This is a genomic window from Thermomonospora catenispora, assembly GCF_006363815.1.
In the GTDB taxonomy this organism is placed as follows: Bacteria; Actinomycetota; Actinomycetes; order Streptosporangiales; family Streptosporangiaceae; genus Thermomonospora; species Thermomonospora catenispora.
Genome location: NZ_RRYT01000016.1, coordinates 20,372 through 34,695, shown reverse-complemented (window position 1 = coordinate 34,695; position 14,324 = coordinate 20,372). Strand labels below are relative to the sequence as shown.

Below are 14,324 nucleotides of genomic sequence, written 5' to 3'. Positions count from 1 at the left end.
ATCCTTAAGACAGGACTAAGAGACGTGCGCGTGATCGTTCTCGCGCCTAACGTCGCTGATGCGGTCGGTCACCGGCACCACCGAGGAGGACCCATGGAGGCGACTTGGGCGCGACCCACGCTCCCTCCTCGGTACGGCCGACCGTGCCATCGGACCGCGTCCGGCACCCCCGTCCACGCCGGCGTCCGATCCGGCCAGGCGGCCGCCGCACCGTCGGCGCCCACCCCAGACTCCCCCACCCTGGGCGCTAGGCCGCCGAGCACGACCGGATCCGCGCCCCGGGCAGGAACGGGCGGCGTGGAACCCCAAGCCCGGGGGTGCCGGCGCGGCCCCTCCTCCACACCGTGATCGATCCGCCCGATCAGGAGGCGCGCAGCCGGGAGCGCGCCTCCATCAGGGCGAATCCCAGCAGGTTGAGACCTCGCCAGCGGGACGGCGAGGACGCCCGCTCGTCGTCGGCGGCCAGCCCGATCCCCCAGACGCGGTCCAGCGGGCTCGCCTCCACCAGGATCCGGTCGCCGGTGCCCAGCAGATAGGCGCCCAGCTCGGGGTTCTGACCGAACTTGGCGACGTTCCCGGACACCACGATCTCCCAGCGGCGCTCCGCCCACGTCGCCTCGTCGAAGCCTGCCACCTGACGCCCGATCCTCTTGGCCTCCGCCGGGTGCTCGGCCCGGAGGATCCGCGCGAACGCCCGCTCGTCGCCGAACAGCAGCGCCTTGTGCGCCATCATCCAGTGCTCGGCGCTGCGGTAGGTGACGCCGTCGACGGTGAACGGGCACTCCCACCACTGGCTGAGGCTGCTCCTGCCGATCTCGCCCGACCGGGACGGCCGGTGCCCCCAGAAGAACAGGAACTCCATCGGACGCCCCAGCTCTTCGAGCCTGCGGACGTCCGCCACGCTGCGCGGCTCTGCGGAATCCATGCCGGTCACTCTCCCGCCCGGGCCGGCCGCCGCGCAAACGGGATCCGGCCGCGACCGACGGCCGCGCCGATGAGCGCCCGCCGGCGCGCACGGGCGGGCGCGACGCCGCCGAGCCGCACGCGCGCCTTCGCGACCGCCGAGGCGCGGGCCCCCGGCACGGCGGCCCCGGAGGCCGCCGTCACGATCCCGGAGCCGGATCCCGATCCGCGCCCCGGTCCGGGGCGTACCGGGCGACGTGCTCGGCGAACGGGAGGATGCCCGCCTCGGCGCGCCGGGCGTCCATCCGCTCGGGATCGACGCACGGCCAGGGCACGGGAACGCCGTCGCGCACCCCGGCGATCTGGGTGCCGTAGATCTGCGGACGTCCCTCGTTCACCCGCACCCGGTCGCGCAGGAACGCCAGCTCACGGGCGCCGGCCCGGCCCTCGGCCACCGCCCGCTCCAGCAGCCGCAGGGCCCGCCGCTGCACCTCCAGCTGCCGGTCGGCGTGCTGCGCGATCAGCCAGGCGGCGCGCGCGGCCTCCGTGCCCACCTCGTCGGCCGTCGGCCAGCCGTGCTCGTCCATGATCTGCATCAGCCGGTCGCCGTGCTCGGCGGTCAGCCGCCGCCACTGAAGCCGCTCGGCGAAGTCGTCGCTGAGCGCCTTGTGCGCCGCGGCGCCGTCGGCCCGGCCCATGGCGATGAGCTCCTGCGCCAGTTCCTCGTTCATGCGTCTCCGTCCGATCGTTCCGTGCGGGAGGCGGTGTCACGCTAGCAACGGACGGACCGCCGGAAATCGGCCCGCGGAGCGATGACACGCCCTGCGCGCGACGGAGATAATGGACATGTAACCGGAAACGGATGGGGGATTCTCCCGTCGGCGCCCGTGCCGCCGGTGGTGCGGCCGGTGCGGCGTACCGCCCGCCGGGCATCGAAAGCAGCGCCGACAACGCTTCGAGAGCGTAGTGTTACGTTCGGTTGCGCCACGGCGGCGGGGAGGGAGCGCCGACCCGGGGCGATGAAGCATGCCGGACCCGAGCGGGGACGGACGGCATGGGAAGGACGGGGCGTGGCACGCGACGGGGTTCACCGGAGGACCTTCAAGGGCGACCCGGCCGAGCTGGCCAAGGTGCGCGCCTTCGCGTCCGCCGCGCTGCGCGGCTGCTCCGTCCACGACGACGCGGTGCTGCTGCTCGACGAGGTCGCCGCCAACGCCATCGTGCACATCGGCTCGCCCACCGTCGAGATCGCCCTGCGTCACGCCGGGCAGATCGTCCGCGGCGAGGTCCGCGACCTGGGCGCGGATCCGGTTCCGGCCCCCCGCCGCGGCTCCGCGGAGGAGAGCGGCCGCGGGCTGCTGATCGTGGATCTGCTCGCCAAGGAATGGGGCAGCTGCCGCACCGGCTCCGGCCGGCTGGTGTGGTTCGAGCTGCACGACCCCGACTGCGCGGTGGAATCGACGCCGTCGGCTCCGGAGCGGCACGAGTCCGAACGCGCTTGAGCCCGCGAACGCACTGAAGCCGCCTCAGGGCGATCCGGCGTCCGCGGCGGGCGACGCCGCCGGGCGCGAGGGCCAAGCCCCGCTCAGGAAGTCCCGTTCAGGAGAGCGTCCAGGCGCGCGGCCTGGACGTCCCATCGCCAGTCCCGCTCCACCCAGGCCCGGCCCCGCTCGCCCATCTCCCGCGCCCGCCCGGGATCGGCCAGCAGCCCCGCCACGGCCTCGGCCACCGCACGGACCGACCGGCCGTCGACCACCAGGCCGGTCTCGCCGTCGAGGACCGCGTCCGGAGCGCCCCCCGAGTTCCCGGCCACCACCGGCAGGCCGGTCGCCGACGCCTCCAGGTACACGATGCCCAGACCCTCCACGTCCAGGCCCCGCCGCCGGGTCCGGCACGGCATCGCGAACACGTCGCCGGCGTCGTAGTGGGCGGGCAGCTCCTCCCACGGCACGCTGCCGGTGAAGAACACCGAGTCCGCCACCCCCCGGGCGGCGGCCAGCCGCTCCAGCGCGGCGCGGTACGGCCCGCCGCCGACCAGCAGCAGGGCCGCGTCCGGCACCCGGCGCAGCACCGCGGGCCAGGCATGGATCAGCGCGTCCTGGCCCTTGCGGGGCACCAGCCGCGACACGCACACCGCCACCGGCCGGTCCCCCAGCCCGTACCGCCGCCGGATCTCCTCGCCCCCGCTCCCCCGGAAGAACGCCTTCTCGTCCACCCCCGGAGCCAGCCGCGCCATCCGGGCCGCCGCCCGGGGGGAGAGCGCCGCCGCCATCCGGGACCGGGTGTACTCCCCCAGGTAGGTGAGCACGTCCACCTCGTCCCCGATCCGGCGCAACGCCCGTCGCGCCACCGGCAGCGCCGCCCAGCCCGCCTCGTGCCCGTGGGTGATGCCCACCAGCCGCCGCACCCCGCACCGGCGCAGCGCCGGAGCCAGCAGCCCCAGCGGCGCCGCCGCTCCGAACACCACCGAGTCGCAGCCCTCCGAGCGGACGATCTCCCTGGCCCGCCGCAGCACCGACGGCTCCGGCAGCATCAGCGACGTGGGATGACGCACCACCGGGAACGGCTGCGCCGCGTCGAAGGCGGCGTCCCCCGTCCAGGCGGGCGCGTACACCACCACCGATCCGGGCGGGCGGCGCACCGCCAGATTGTGCACGAACGCCTGGATGCCGCCCGGCCGGGGCGGGAAGTCGTTCGTCACCACGAGCGTCTTGGTCATGTCGGCTCCAGCGTACGGACGAGCCCGCCACCGCAAGCGGTGACGGGCTCGTTCGCGCTCTCGAGGCGGCTCAGTGGGTCAGTTCCTTGCGGGCGCCCTCGTCGACCTCGGCGTGCTCCTCGTGGTCGTGCTCCTCCACGGGGATGTCGTCGAAGGTCCAGTAGCGGTGCAGCCGCCCCCGCAGGTGGCCCAGCGGCCCCTTGGCGCCGGGCGCGGGGATGCCGTTGTCGTCGGCGGTCCGCAGCGCGGGGGACTTGTTCTCCTTGCTGAGGATGACCGCCCGCTCCTCCTCGGTCGGAGGCTCGTGCTTCTCGCTGAAGCCCCCCTCGGGCGACATCATGATGATGCCCGCCTCGACGCCGTGGTGCATGACGGCGGCGTCCTTGCGCTGCAGGCCCAGGCAGATCCGCTTGGTGACGACGAACGCCAGCACCGGGCCGATGAAGATCGCGAACCGGAAGAACCACGTGGTGGCGAACAGCGAGACGTGGAACCGCTCGGCGATCACGTCGTTGGCGCCGGCCAGCCACAGCAGGCCGTAGAAGGTGATGGCGGCCATGCCCACGCCGGTGCGGACCGGGGCGTTGCGCGGACGCTCCACCAGGTGGTGGTGGCGCTTGTCACCGGTGATCCACTGCTCGAGGAACGGCCACAGCGCCGCGCCGCCGAAGACGAGGCCCAGCGGCACCAGTGCCGGGATCAGCACGTTCCAGCTGATGGTGTGGCCGAACGCGGTGGTCTCCCAGTTCGGCATGATGCGCAGCGAGCCTTCCAGCACGCCCATGTACCAGTCCGGCTGGGAGCCGGCCGAGATGGCGCCCGGGTCGTACGGCCCGTACATCCAGATCGGGTTGATCTGGGCGAACGTGGCCAGCAGCGCGATCACCCCGAAGGTGAACAGGAAGTACGCGCCGGTCTTGGCCATGAACACCGGGTAGAACGGGTAGCCCACCACGTTGTCGTTGGTGCGGCCGGGGCCAGGCATCTGCGTGTGCTTCTGATGCCACATGATCATCATGTGGGCGGTGATCAGCGCCAGGATGACGCCGGGGATCAGCAGCACGTGCAGGGTGAACAGACGCGGGATGATCTCGCCGTGGGTGCCGTGCGGGAACTCGCCGCCGAACAGGAACATGTAGATGTAGGTGCCGACCACCGGGATCGCCTCGGCGACGCCCTGGGTGATCCGCAGACCGGTGCCCGACAGCAGGTCGTCCGGCAGCGAGTAGCCGAACAGGCCCTCCACCATGCCGAGCGTGAACAGGCCGATGCCGATCAGCCAGTTCAGCTCACGCGGCTTGCGGTAGGCGCCGGTGAAGAACACCCGCAGCATGTGCGCGGCGATCGCGCACATGAACAGGATCGCGGCCCAGTGGTGGATCTGCCGCATCAGCAGACCGCCCCGCACGTCGAAGCTGATGTGCAGGGTGGAGGCGTAGGCCTCCGACATCACCACGCCGCGCAGCTTGGTGTAGGACCCCTCGTACACCACCTCGTGCATGCTCGGCTGGAACCACAGGGTCAGGAAGGTTCCGGTGAGCAGCAGGATGACGAACGAGTAGAGGGCGATCTCGCCCAGCATGAACGACCAGTGATCCGGAAACACCTTCTTCATGTTCCGGCGGAAGAAGGTGGTGGATCCGAGCCGGTCGTCCAGGAAGTTCAGCGGCCCGGAGACCGCCTTGGGGGGCGTGCTCTGCGTGCTCATCCGCGCTCCCAGAAGCTCGGACCGACTGGCTCGGGGAAGTCGCCGGTGGCGATCAGGTAACCCTCATTGTCGACCGACAGCGGAAGCTGCGGAAGGGGCCTGGCCGCCGGACCGAAGATGACCTTGGCGCCATCGGTGGCATCGAACGTGGACTGGTGGCACGGGCACAGGATGTGGTGCGTGGTCTGCTCGTACAGGGCCGCCGGGCAGCCCACGTGCGTGCAGATCTTGGAGTAGGCGACGATCCCGTTCACGTGCCAGTTCTCCCGCCCCTTGACCGGCTTGAACTTCTCGGCGGGGACGTTGATCAGGATGGTGACCGCCTTGGCGATCTCGTTCATCGCGTGGGGCGACTTGTCGATCCCCTCCGGCACCACCGTGATCATGGAGCCGGGGGTGGCGAAGTCGCTGACCCGCAGCGGCCGGTTGGTGCCGTCCACCACCAGGCGGACGCCCTGCTTGCCCTGGGCCTTGGCCTGCTTGACGGCCTCGCCCCAGAAGGTGTGGCGCAGCCGCTTCTCCGGCAGCGGGCCGAGGTCGCGCAGCAGCACCAGCGGGGCCAGCCCCAACGGGGCGGCGGCCAGCAGCAGGGTGCGCCGCAGCAGCGGCCGCTTGGTGATCCCGCTGTCCTCGGCCCCCTCCATGAAGGCGGCCTCGAACTCGGCCCGGGTGGCCTCGCCGGACGGCAGCTCTCCGCGCTGCTGGACGATCTGCTTGCTGGTCATGAGCCGGCGCACCCAGATGGTCACGCCGACGGCCATGGCCAGCATCGCCACGGTCATGCAGGCGCCGAGCGCGTAGTTGGAGGCTCGCGCGTCGTCAATGCCGTGCATGCCGTCGGGGCCCTGGGTCCCGCTCCACACGTACGCGGCGATGAACCCGACGCTGGCCAGCGCGGCCAGCAGGAAGAGCGCCGCGACCACGCGTTCGGCCCGCTTGGCGGCGGCCTCGTCGAGCTTGGCGCCGGCGCCCTGCGGGGCGGGCTCGGACTCGTCGGTGGCCAGCAGCCGACCGCCCTGGGCCGGGGTGCCGACCTTGCGCTTGGGCGACTGCTCCTTGCGGACGGCGTCGCCGGACTCCATGGGCTCGTTCGAGCCGGTGTTGTCGCTCATGACTTCTTCAGCTTCTTGGGCTTCTTGGCGGTCAGCCACATCGCCGCCAGGACCATCATCGACAGGCCGACCAGCCAGCCGGTCAGGCCCTCGGCCACCGGACCGATGCGGCCCAGGCCGTTGCCGCCGGGGTTGGGCTCCTCACGGGTCTTCACCACGTAGGCGATGATCGCCTTCTTCTGCTCCGGCGTCAGCGTGGTGTCGTTGAACACCGGCATGGCCTGCGGCCCGGTCAGCATCGCCTCGTAGATCTGCGTCGGGGTGACGTCGGAGTTGCTGAGCGGCGGAGCGTACTTGCCGCCGGTCAGCGCGCCGCCGGAGCCGACGAAGTTGTGGCACTGGGCGCAGTTGGTGCGGAACAGCTTGCCGCCGAGCGCGACGTCGCCGCTGTCGGGGTCGACCATCTCGGCGCTGGGGACCTCGGGTCCACCGCCCAGCGACTGGATGTAGTTGCGCAGGTCGGCCAGGTTCTTCTCGGCCTGGGCCTTCTGCTTCTCGGCCTTCTCCCGCTGCTTCGGGTCGTGGTAGTCGGTCGGGATGTTGGTGTTGAACTCCGGGATCGGCTCCTTGCGGGGCACCTGCGCACCGGGGTTCATCGCGGGCATGCGGCCCGTGGAGACCTGGAAGTCGACCGAGGCCGCGCCGACACCGATCAGACTGGGCGCCAGCGGACGGCCCTCGGCGTCCTTGGTGCCCTCGGCGTTGGGTCCGTGGCAGCTGGCGCAGTTCTTGTTGTAAAGCTGCCGGCCGTTGGCCAGGTCGGCGGCGGCCTGCGCGGAGTGAGCCGCCTCGGCGCGGTCGGTGCGCGGCGAGAGTCCGGCGTAGATCACCCCGATCGCCGCCAGGGCCGCCAGCACGACGGCGTAGCCCGCCCAGGGGCGCCGTCGCCATGCGGTGAACCTTTTCACGGATATCCCCGTTCGGGTCATGTCGATGGAAGTCGGGCAGAGGCTAGAGGTCGAGCAGGTAGATCACGCCGAACAGGCCGATCCAGACCACGTCGACGAAGTGCCAGTAGTAGGACACGACGATCGCACTGGTCGCCTGCTCGTGAGTCCAGCGCTTGGCAGCGAAGGTACGGCCGAGGACGAACAGGAAGGCGATGAGCCCGCCGGTCACGTGCAGGCCGTGGAAGCCGGTCGTCATGTAGAAGACCGAGCCGTACGCCGACGACGACAGCGTCAGGCCGTCGTGGGTGACCAGGTTGTAGTACTCGAAGAGCTGGCCGCCCACGAAGTACGCGCCCATCAGGAAGGTGAGCACGTACCACTCGCGCAGGCCCCACTTGCGGACGTTGAAGATGCTGCCGTCACGCCTGACCTTGCCGGCCTCGGCCTTGAACACGCCCCACTGGCAGGTTATCGAGGACAACACCAGGATGATGGTGTTGAAAGAGGCCAACGGAAGGTCCAGCTCGACCCCAGGCCACGCCTCCTGGCCGTCCTGGCCGATGGTCACCGAGCGGATGGTGAAGAACATCGCGAACAACGCCGCGAAGAACATCAGCTCGGACGACAGCCAGACGATCGTCCCCACGCTGACCAGGTTGGGACGGTTGGTCCGAGCGTGCGGAGTTGTTTGAATCGCGGATGCTGTTGCCACGGGCGACATTATTGCGGCACCCGGGGGAGGTCCCGAGCATGACCCCCCACTAGGGGGTCCGACCGGCTCGGAACCGGTAGCCTAGCCTGCCATGAGCATCTCCACGTCCGGGCCCGCCGCCGACGGCGAAGCCCCCATGAAGGTCCTGGTCTACAGCGACGACGCCGACACCCGCGCGCAGGTGCGGATGGCGATCGGCCGGCGGCCGGCGGCCGACCTGCCCCCGGTGGAGTACGTGGAGGTCGCCACCCACCCCGCCGTGGTGGCGCGGTTGGACGCCGGCGACATCGACGTGGCCGTGGTGGACGCGGAGGCGCAGCCGGCCGGCGGCCTCGGGGTCTGCCGGCAGGCCAAGGACGAGGTCTACGACTGCCCGCCGTTCGTGGCGATCATCGCCCGGCGCGACGACGGGTGGCTGGCGACCTGGTCCCGGGCCGACGCCGTGGTGAGCCAGCCGCTGGACCCCATGGCGCTGGCCGAGGCGGTGGCGGATCAGCTGCGGCGCCGCCGGGCCGCCCGGCTGCCGGTCCGCTAGTCCGAGTCCGGCGGGCGCGGGACGGCGCCCGCCGTCCTCTGCATTGCCGACACCTATTTCCTGTGGGGAACCGATGGACGCGCGCAGGACCTGGCCCGCACTGTTGAACGCCCTGCTCGACGGCGAGTCGCTGTCGGCGGAGGAGACGGCGTGGGCGATGAACGAGATCATGTCGGGCGAGGCCACCGACGTGCAGATCGCCGGGTTCGCCGTGGCGCTGCGGGCCAAGGGCGAGACGGTGGCCGAGGTGACCGGGCTGGCCCAGGGGATGCTCGCCAACGCCACCCGGATCCAGGTCCAGGCCCCCGACGGGGCGCGGACCGCCGACCTGGTGGGCACCGGCGGAGACCGCGCGCACACCGTCAACTTCTCCACGATGGCCTCGATCGTCGCCGCGGCGGCGGGGGTGCGGATCGTCAAGCACGGCAACCGCGCCGCCTCCTCCTCCAGCGGATCGGCGGACGTGCTGGAGGCCCTCGGGGTGGCGATCGACCTGCCTCCGGAGGCGACCGCGCGGGTCGCCGAGGAGGTCGGCATCACCTTCTGCTTCGCCCCGCTGTACCACCCGGCGCTCAAGCACGCCGCCAAGGCGCGCGGCGAGCTGGGCACCCCGACGGTGTTCAACTTCCTCGGCCCGCTGACCAACCCCGCCCAGCCGCAGGCGGCCGCGGTGGGGGTGTTCCATCCGCGGATGGCGGGGGTGATCGCGGGGGTGTTCGCCGAGCGGGGCGCCTCGGCGCTGGTGTTCCGCGGGGACGACGGACTGGACGAGCTGACCACCACCGGGACCTCGTCGGTGTGGGTGGTGCGCGAGGGCACCGCCGAGGAGGTCCGGTTCGACCCGGCCGAGCTGGGGCTGCCGCGGTCCACGCTCGACCAGCTGCGCGGCGCGGACGCCGCCTACAACGCGCAGGTGGCGCGGAGGCTGCTGGCCGGGGAGCCGGGCCCGGTGCGGGACATGACGCTGCTGAACGCCGCGGCGGTGATGGTGGCGGCCCAGGGCGCGCCGCCGGCCGCCGGGCTCACCGAGGCGCTGCGCGAGGCCTACGCGCGGGCGGCCGAGGCGGTCGACTCCGGCCGGGCCGCCGCGCTGCTGGATCGCTGGGTCCAGGTGTCGCAGTCGTTCCGAGGCTGACGCGCGATCCCGGCGCCCGCGCCGGGATCCGCCCCGACTACTCCTCGGGCAGCCCCAGCGAGAAGGCGGCCTCCAGGTCGTGCTGGGAGTAGGTCTTGAAGGCGAGGTGGGTCTCGGTCTCGCGGATTCCGGGGACCTTGTTGATCCGTCCGGGGATCACCTCGGCCAGCCGCTCGTGCCCGCGCACCCGGACCATGGCGACCAGGTCGTACTCGCCGGTGATGGAGTAGACCTCGCTGACCCCGTCGAGAGCGGCGATCTCCCTGGCCACCTCGTCGATCCGGGCGACCTCGGTCTTGATCAGCACGATCGCGGTGATCACTGCGCCTCCTGCTTCCTCGGTTGCGCAGGAAGCCTACCGGTGCGCCGGGATCCTCCCGGAACTCACTCGGCGGCCAGCGCGACGGCCTTGCGGGCGGGCCCCGTCCACCGGGCCCAGAGCGCGAACACCACGCCCGCCACGAAGCCGTAGATGTGCGCGACGTAGGCGACGTTGCTGTCGGTGTCCTCCAGGGACAGCCACTGCAGGACGAACCACAGTCCCAGCAGCACCCAGGCCGGCAGCCTGCTGACGAACACCGGGGCGACGTAGCTGACGATCCGGCCGCGCGGGTTGAGGACCATGTAGGCGCCCAGCACGCCCGCGATGGCCCCGGACGCGCCGATCAGCGGGACCGTCGAGTCCGGCGAGGCGAGCGCGAACCCGTACACCGCCACCAGCCCGAACAGCAGATAGGCCAGCAGGTACCGCCACCGGCCCAGCCGGTCCTCCACGCCCGCCCCCAGGACGAAGAGCATGACCACGTTCCCGGTCAGGTGCAGCCAGTCGCTGTGCAGGAACATCGAGGTGAACGCGGTCACCCACGGCACCTTGCGGTACGGCCCCACCGGGCAGGACCCGACCCGCTCCGGCGGCGGCTGCTGCTCCCCGCTGAGCAGCTCCTTGGGGACGGCCCCCTGCTCCAGGACGAACTCGACCGCGGCGCACTCGCGCACCTCGCCCGCGCCGTAGGAGGCGATGATCGAGGCCATCGGCGTGCCCAGGAAGATCAGCACGTTGACGGCCACCAGGAGGTAGGTGACCACCGGGGGGCGGCGGGTGGGCTGGCTGTCGTACAGAGGCAGGGCCACGCGCTCACCTTAGTGGCCGACCGGCCCGGCGCACACGGTCCTCCGGCTCGACCGGGGCGTAGGCGCGGTCGAGCCACTCCCGCCGGCTCTCGGCCCCGTGCACCGGACAGGTCCACTCGCCGTCCACCTCGACCAGGCGGGTGCCGGGCAGGTCCAGCCAGCGCAGGATGCACTCGCTCTCCTCGGGGAGCGCGCCGCCGGCCGGGCCCGGCCCCGGGACGACGGTCTCGGAGGTGGCGACCACCGCGTCGACATAGGGCCGAACGTGCGCCCCGCGCGGGACGGTCCCGGTGCCGGCGAGCCGTCCGTACCGGACGACCGCCAGCTCCCAGCCGCCGTCGAGGGCCGGCCGGGCGGCGACGATCTGGGCGCAGCGGGTGAAGGCGGCCAGCCGCTGGCTGCGGGCGGCGGCGCGGACGAACGCGGCGAGCCTGTCGCGCTGGGCGGCGGCCTCCTCGTAGCGCATCTGCGCGGCCAGCCGGTCGATGCGCAGCAGCGCGGCGTCGATCACGGGGCGGACGTCGCCCTCCATCGCGGCGCGGGCGGCCTCGACACGACGGGCGTAGGCCTCGGGCGGCTCGCGGCCCTCGCAGGGGGCGCCGCAGCGGCCGATCTCGCCCAGCACGCAGCCGCGCGCCCTGCCCTGCTCGACGAGGCGGAGGGTGAGCCGCTGGGTGCACTGCCGCAGCGGAACCGCCTCGTGGAGGGCGGCCCGGGCCTCCTCGGCGAGCCGGGTGGAGCCGAACGGCCCCAGGTAGACCGCGCCGTCGTCGCGGCATTCCCGGACGATCGACAGCCGGGGGAACGGCTCGTGGGCGGTGAGCTTGAGCCACAGCGCCCGTTCGGGGAACTTGGACCGCCGGTTGTAGCGGGGCTTGTGCTCGGCGATCAGCCGCAGCTCGCGCACCTCGGCCTCGAGCGCGGTGGCGCACACGATGGGCCGGACCCGCTCGGCCAGGCCGATCATCTCGCGGATCCCGCGGCGGGTCTCCGAGGCGGTGAAGTAGGACCGGACGCGGCTGCGCAGGTTGGTGCTCTTGCCCACGTAGAGCACCTCGCCGCGGGCGTCCTCGAACAGGTAGACGCCGGGGGCGTCGGGCATGCCGTCGGCCAGGCGCCGCTTGCGCCGCTGCTCGGGGGTGGGCGTCTTGGCGAACGTCCGCAGCTCCTCCAGCGAGTGCACCCCGAGGGAGCCGAGCCGTTCGATCAGCCCGTGCAGCACGTCGACGGTGGCGCGGGCGTCGGCCAGCGCCCGGTGGCGGGGATCGGCGGTCGAGCGGAAGTGGCGGGCCAGCGTGGCCAGCCGGCAGTCGGGCACCTCGTCGCGGGTGAGCACCCGGCGGGCCAGGTCGACGGTGTCGACGACCGGGAAGGCCGGCCAGGGGTATCCCTGCGCGGCGCAGGCGGCCTTCAGGAAGCCGACGTCGAACGGGGCGTTGTGGGCGACCAGCACGCAGCCGCGGGCGAACTCCAGGAACGCCGGCAGCACCGACTCGATCCGCGGCGCGGCGGCCACCATCTGCTGGGTGATCCCGGTGAGGGCGGTGATGAACGGCGGGATCGGGCCGCCCGGGTCGACCAGGGTGGCGAACTCGCCGAGCACCTCGCCGCCGCGCACCTTGACCGCGCCGATCTCGGTGATGGCCGCCTCGGCGGCCGAGCTCCCGGTGGTCTCCAGGTCCACCACCACGAAGGCGACATCCGCCAGCGGGGTGCCCAGGTCCTCCAGCGTGCCCTGCACCGCCCGCGCGGCCGGTGCCGCATGGTCCGCCCCCTCACAGGTCATGGCGGGCACGGTAATCCACAACGAGGACATTTCAGTCCGGTCACCCCCGCTTCACGGCCCTGCGAAGGGCTCTACTGTGGATACGTACGCTTGTGCGTTTGCGATCGTTTCACGCGTGGAAGGCCGGTGAGGTGCCGCCGCGCGCGCCGAATCGCAATCGGGATCCTGGAGGGAGCACGATCATCGACAGCGGCCCGGAAACCCCGGGGGCGGACCCGCCCGAACGGCTCGGCGGTCCGCTCCCCGAGGCGGTGCGCCACCGGGTGGTGGAGGTGGCCGCGGAGCTGATCGGGGCGCTGCCGATGGACCGCATCCCGCCCACGCTGCGTCCCTTCGCCCGGTGGGAGCCGCGCAAGCGGGCCCGGCACGCGGGGCGGCACATCGCCCCGGTGCTGGAGAAGGACGCCGAGTTCCGCGTCCGAGTGGCCGAGCGGCTGCGGGAGAGCGAACCGGAGCTGGTCGAGGCGGTGGAGTCGGGGGCGGCGCCGCCGCTCGCCGACCCCGCGGCGGTGGCCGCCGCCGCCTACCTGCTGCGTCCGCCGGGCTGGACCCGGCTGGTCGAGGCGGCCCGGGCCGAGCTGGAGCGTTCGGCGGACGCGGCCGAGGGGGCGGCGCTGGAGCGCCGGGTCGCCGCGCTGCAGCGGGAGCTGGCCGCGGCGCGGGAGGCGCGGAGCGCGGAGCTGGATCGGCTGCGCGCCGAGCTGCGGGCGGCCAAGGCGGAGATCGCCGATCTGCGCCGCAGGCTGCACGAGGAGCGGATGGGGCACAAGGCCGCCAGGGAGCGGATGCGCGAGCTGGCCGCCGAGGTCGAGCGGGAGCACGCCGCCGCGCGGGAGGCCTCGGCCGCGGCCGACAAGGAGCTGCGCCGGCTGCGCGCCCGCCTGGCGGAGGCCGAGGCCGGCGTCGAACTCGCCCGGCGGTCCGCGCGAGCGGGCCGCAACGTCGACGACGTCCGGCTGCGGATGCTGCTGGACACCCTGATCGACGCGGCGCAGGGGGTGCGTCGGGAACTGGCGCTGCCGTCGATGATCGACCGGCCGGCCGACGCGGTGGGGGCGGGGGACCCGCACGAGCCGACGTACCGGGCGCTGCCCGGGCGGGCGTTGTCGGACCAGGACCCCAAGCTGCTGGACCGGCTGTTGACGCTGCCCCAGGTGCATCTGATCATCGACGGCTACAACGTCACCAAGACCGGCTACGGCGAGCTGCCGCTGGCCGACCAGCGCAATCGGCTGGTGCGGGCGCTGGGCGGGCTGGCCGCCCAGACCGGGGCCGAGGTGACCTGCGTGTTCGACGGGGCCGAGCTGGACGCGCCGGTCCCGATGCATCCGCCGCGCGGGGTGCGGGTGCGGTTCAGCCGGCCGGGGCAGACCGCCGACGAGCTGATCGGCGAGCTGGTGCGGGCCGAGCCGCCGGGCCGTCCGGTGGTGGTGGTCTCCTCCGACCAGGAGGTGGCCGACGCCGCCCGTCGCGCGGAGGCCCGCCCGGCCCCCTCCACCCTCCTGCTGCGCCGGCTGGGCCGGGCCTGAGCCGCCCTCTCCGCGATCATCCGATGACGCTCCGCGTCCACGCGGGAGCGTATGGCGACATCGCCTTAATTGAGCCTGAAAGAACGCACGTATCGGTTGTGACTGATGTGACCCCTCGCTAACGTGATCCGCCGACAAGGTGGAAGAGAGGGGCTAACACGATC

The 14,324-nt window shown here is 72.7% G+C and carries 14 protein-coding genes; 4 read left to right on the top strand and 10 right to left on the bottom strand.

Translation table 11 applies throughout. From position 1 onward, the window contains the following. Positions 1-361: 361 nt before the first annotated feature. Positions 362-925, bottom strand: coding sequence for an NADAR family protein (locus tag EIO00_RS14155; protein ID WP_140179083.1), 564 nt, complete (start codon positions 923-925; stop codon positions 362-364). Between the two features lie 178 nt (positions 926-1,103). Next, positions 1,104-1,634, bottom strand: coding sequence for a DUF6624 domain-containing protein (locus EIO00_RS14150; RefSeq protein ID WP_140179081.1), 531 nt, complete (start codon positions 1,632-1,634; stop codon positions 1,104-1,106). 339 nt (positions 1,635-1,973) lie between these two features. Here EIO00_RS14150 and EIO00_RS24205 point away from each other — a divergent pair, with 339 nt between their 5' ends. Then, positions 1,974-2,405, top strand: a complete 432-nt coding sequence (locus tag EIO00_RS24205) for an ATP-binding protein (RefSeq protein ID WP_161602720.1) — start codon at positions 1,974-1,976, stop codon at positions 2,403-2,405. An 83-nt stretch (positions 2,406-2,488) separates the two neighbouring features. Here EIO00_RS24205 and EIO00_RS14140 read toward each other — a convergent pair whose 3' ends face one another. From EIO00_RS14140 to ctaE, 5 genes are all read right to left on the bottom strand, one after another. Beyond that, positions 2,489-3,622, bottom strand: a complete 1,134-nt coding sequence (locus tag EIO00_RS14140) for a glycosyltransferase family 4 protein (protein ID WP_140179077.1) — start codon at positions 3,620-3,622, stop codon at positions 2,489-2,491. A gap of 70 nt (positions 3,623-3,692) precedes the next feature. Then, on the bottom strand, positions 3,693-5,330 hold the full coding sequence (qcrB, locus tag EIO00_RS14135) for a cytochrome bc1 complex cytochrome b subunit (RefSeq protein WP_140179075.1): 1,638 nt from the start codon (positions 5,328-5,330) through the stop codon (positions 3,693-3,695). Continuing rightward, positions 5,327-6,442, bottom strand: coding sequence for a cytochrome bc1 complex Rieske iron-sulfur subunit (qcrA, locus tag EIO00_RS14130; protein WP_140179073.1), 1,116 nt, complete (start codon positions 6,440-6,442; stop codon positions 5,327-5,329). Before qcrA ends, qcrB begins: the two co-directional genes overlap by 4 nt. After that, positions 6,439-7,350: a cytochrome bc1 complex diheme cytochrome c subunit gene (gene qcrC / locus EIO00_RS14125; RefSeq protein WP_140179071.1), complete on the bottom strand. Its 912-nt coding sequence runs from the start codon at positions 7,348-7,350 to the stop codon at positions 6,439-6,441. Before qcrC ends, qcrA begins: the two co-directional genes overlap by 4 nt. A gap of 43 nt (positions 7,351-7,393) precedes the next feature. Beyond that, the gene (ctaE, locus tag EIO00_RS14120) at positions 7,394-8,053 is read right to left on the bottom strand and encodes an aa3-type cytochrome oxidase subunit III (protein ID WP_140179069.1); all 660 of its coding nucleotides are present in this window, start codon (positions 8,051-8,053) and stop codon (positions 7,394-7,396) included. Positions 8,054-8,135: 82 nt separating this feature from the next. Between ctaE and EIO00_RS14115 the strand changes: the two genes are divergently transcribed. After that, positions 8,136-8,579 carry a response regulator transcription factor gene (locus tag EIO00_RS14115; protein ID WP_140179067.1) on the top strand — a complete coding sequence of 148 codons (444 nt, stop codon included), beginning with the start codon at positions 8,136-8,138 and terminating at the stop codon, positions 8,577-8,579. A 73-nt stretch (positions 8,580-8,652) separates the two neighbouring features. Further along, positions 8,653-9,714 (top strand): anthranilate phosphoribosyltransferase, encoded by a 1,062-nt coding sequence (gene trpD, locus EIO00_RS14110; protein WP_140179065.1) that lies wholly within the window; start codon positions 8,653-8,655, stop codon positions 9,712-9,714. A 37-nt stretch (positions 9,715-9,751) separates the two neighbouring features. On the opposite strand, the gene EIO00_RS14105 is transcribed toward trpD, so the two are convergent. From EIO00_RS14105 to EIO00_RS14095, 3 genes are all read right to left on the bottom strand, one after another. Further along, complete coding sequence (locus EIO00_RS14105) at positions 9,752-10,036, bottom strand: Lrp/AsnC family transcriptional regulator (RefSeq protein ID WP_140179063.1); 285 nt, start codon at positions 10,034-10,036, stop codon at positions 9,752-9,754. Between the two features lie 62 nt (positions 10,037-10,098). Next, complete coding sequence (locus EIO00_RS14100) at positions 10,099-10,845, bottom strand: rhomboid family intramembrane serine protease (protein ID WP_140179061.1); 747 nt, start codon at positions 10,843-10,845, stop codon at positions 10,099-10,101. Between the two features lie 4 nt (positions 10,846-10,849). Continuing rightward, positions 10,850-12,631 (bottom strand): DEDD exonuclease domain-containing protein, encoded by a 1,782-nt coding sequence (locus tag EIO00_RS14095; protein ID WP_241661350.1) that lies wholly within the window; start codon positions 12,629-12,631, stop codon positions 10,850-10,852. 98 nt (positions 12,632-12,729) lie between these two features. Between EIO00_RS14095 and EIO00_RS14090 the strand changes: the two genes are divergently transcribed. Next, positions 12,730-14,160: an NYN domain-containing protein gene (locus tag EIO00_RS14090; RefSeq protein ID WP_241661349.1), complete on the top strand. Its 1,431-nt coding sequence runs from the start codon at positions 12,730-12,732 to the stop codon at positions 14,158-14,160. Positions 14,161-14,324: the final 164 nt, after the last annotated feature.

Excerpts from the sequence above, each read along its gene's own strand:
- EIO00_RS14155 (WP_140179083.1), bottom strand. The coding sequence starts at position 925 with ATGGATTCCGCAGAGCCGCGCAGCGTGGCGGACGTCCGCAGGCTCGAA.
- EIO00_RS14150 (WP_140179081.1), bottom strand. The coding sequence starts at position 1,634 with ATGAACGAGGAACTGGCGCAGGAGCTCATCGCCATGGGCCGGGCCGAC.
- EIO00_RS14140 (WP_140179077.1), bottom strand. The coding sequence starts at position 3,622 with ATGACCAAGACGCTCGTGGTGACGAACGACTTCCCGCCCCGGCCGGGC.
- qcrB (WP_140179075.1), bottom strand. The coding sequence starts at position 5,330 with ATGAGCACGCAGAGCACGCCCCCCAAGGCGGTCTCCGGGCCGCTGAAC.
- qcrA (WP_140179073.1), bottom strand. The coding sequence starts at position 6,442 with ATGAGCGACAACACCGGCTCGAACGAGCCCATGGAGTCCGGCGACGCC.
- ctaE (WP_140179069.1), bottom strand. The coding sequence starts at position 8,053 with ATGTCGCCCGTGGCAACAGCATCCGCGATTCAAACAACTCCGCACGCT.
- EIO00_RS14115 (WP_140179067.1), top strand. The coding sequence starts at position 8,136 with ATGAGCATCTCCACGTCCGGGCCCGCCGCCGACGGCGAAGCCCCCATG.
- trpD (WP_140179065.1), top strand. The coding sequence starts at position 8,653 with ATGGACGCGCGCAGGACCTGGCCCGCACTGTTGAACGCCCTGCTCGAC.
- EIO00_RS14095 (WP_241661350.1), bottom strand. The coding sequence starts at position 12,631 with ATGACCTGTGAGGGGGCGGACCATGCGGCACCGGCCGCGCGGGCGGTG.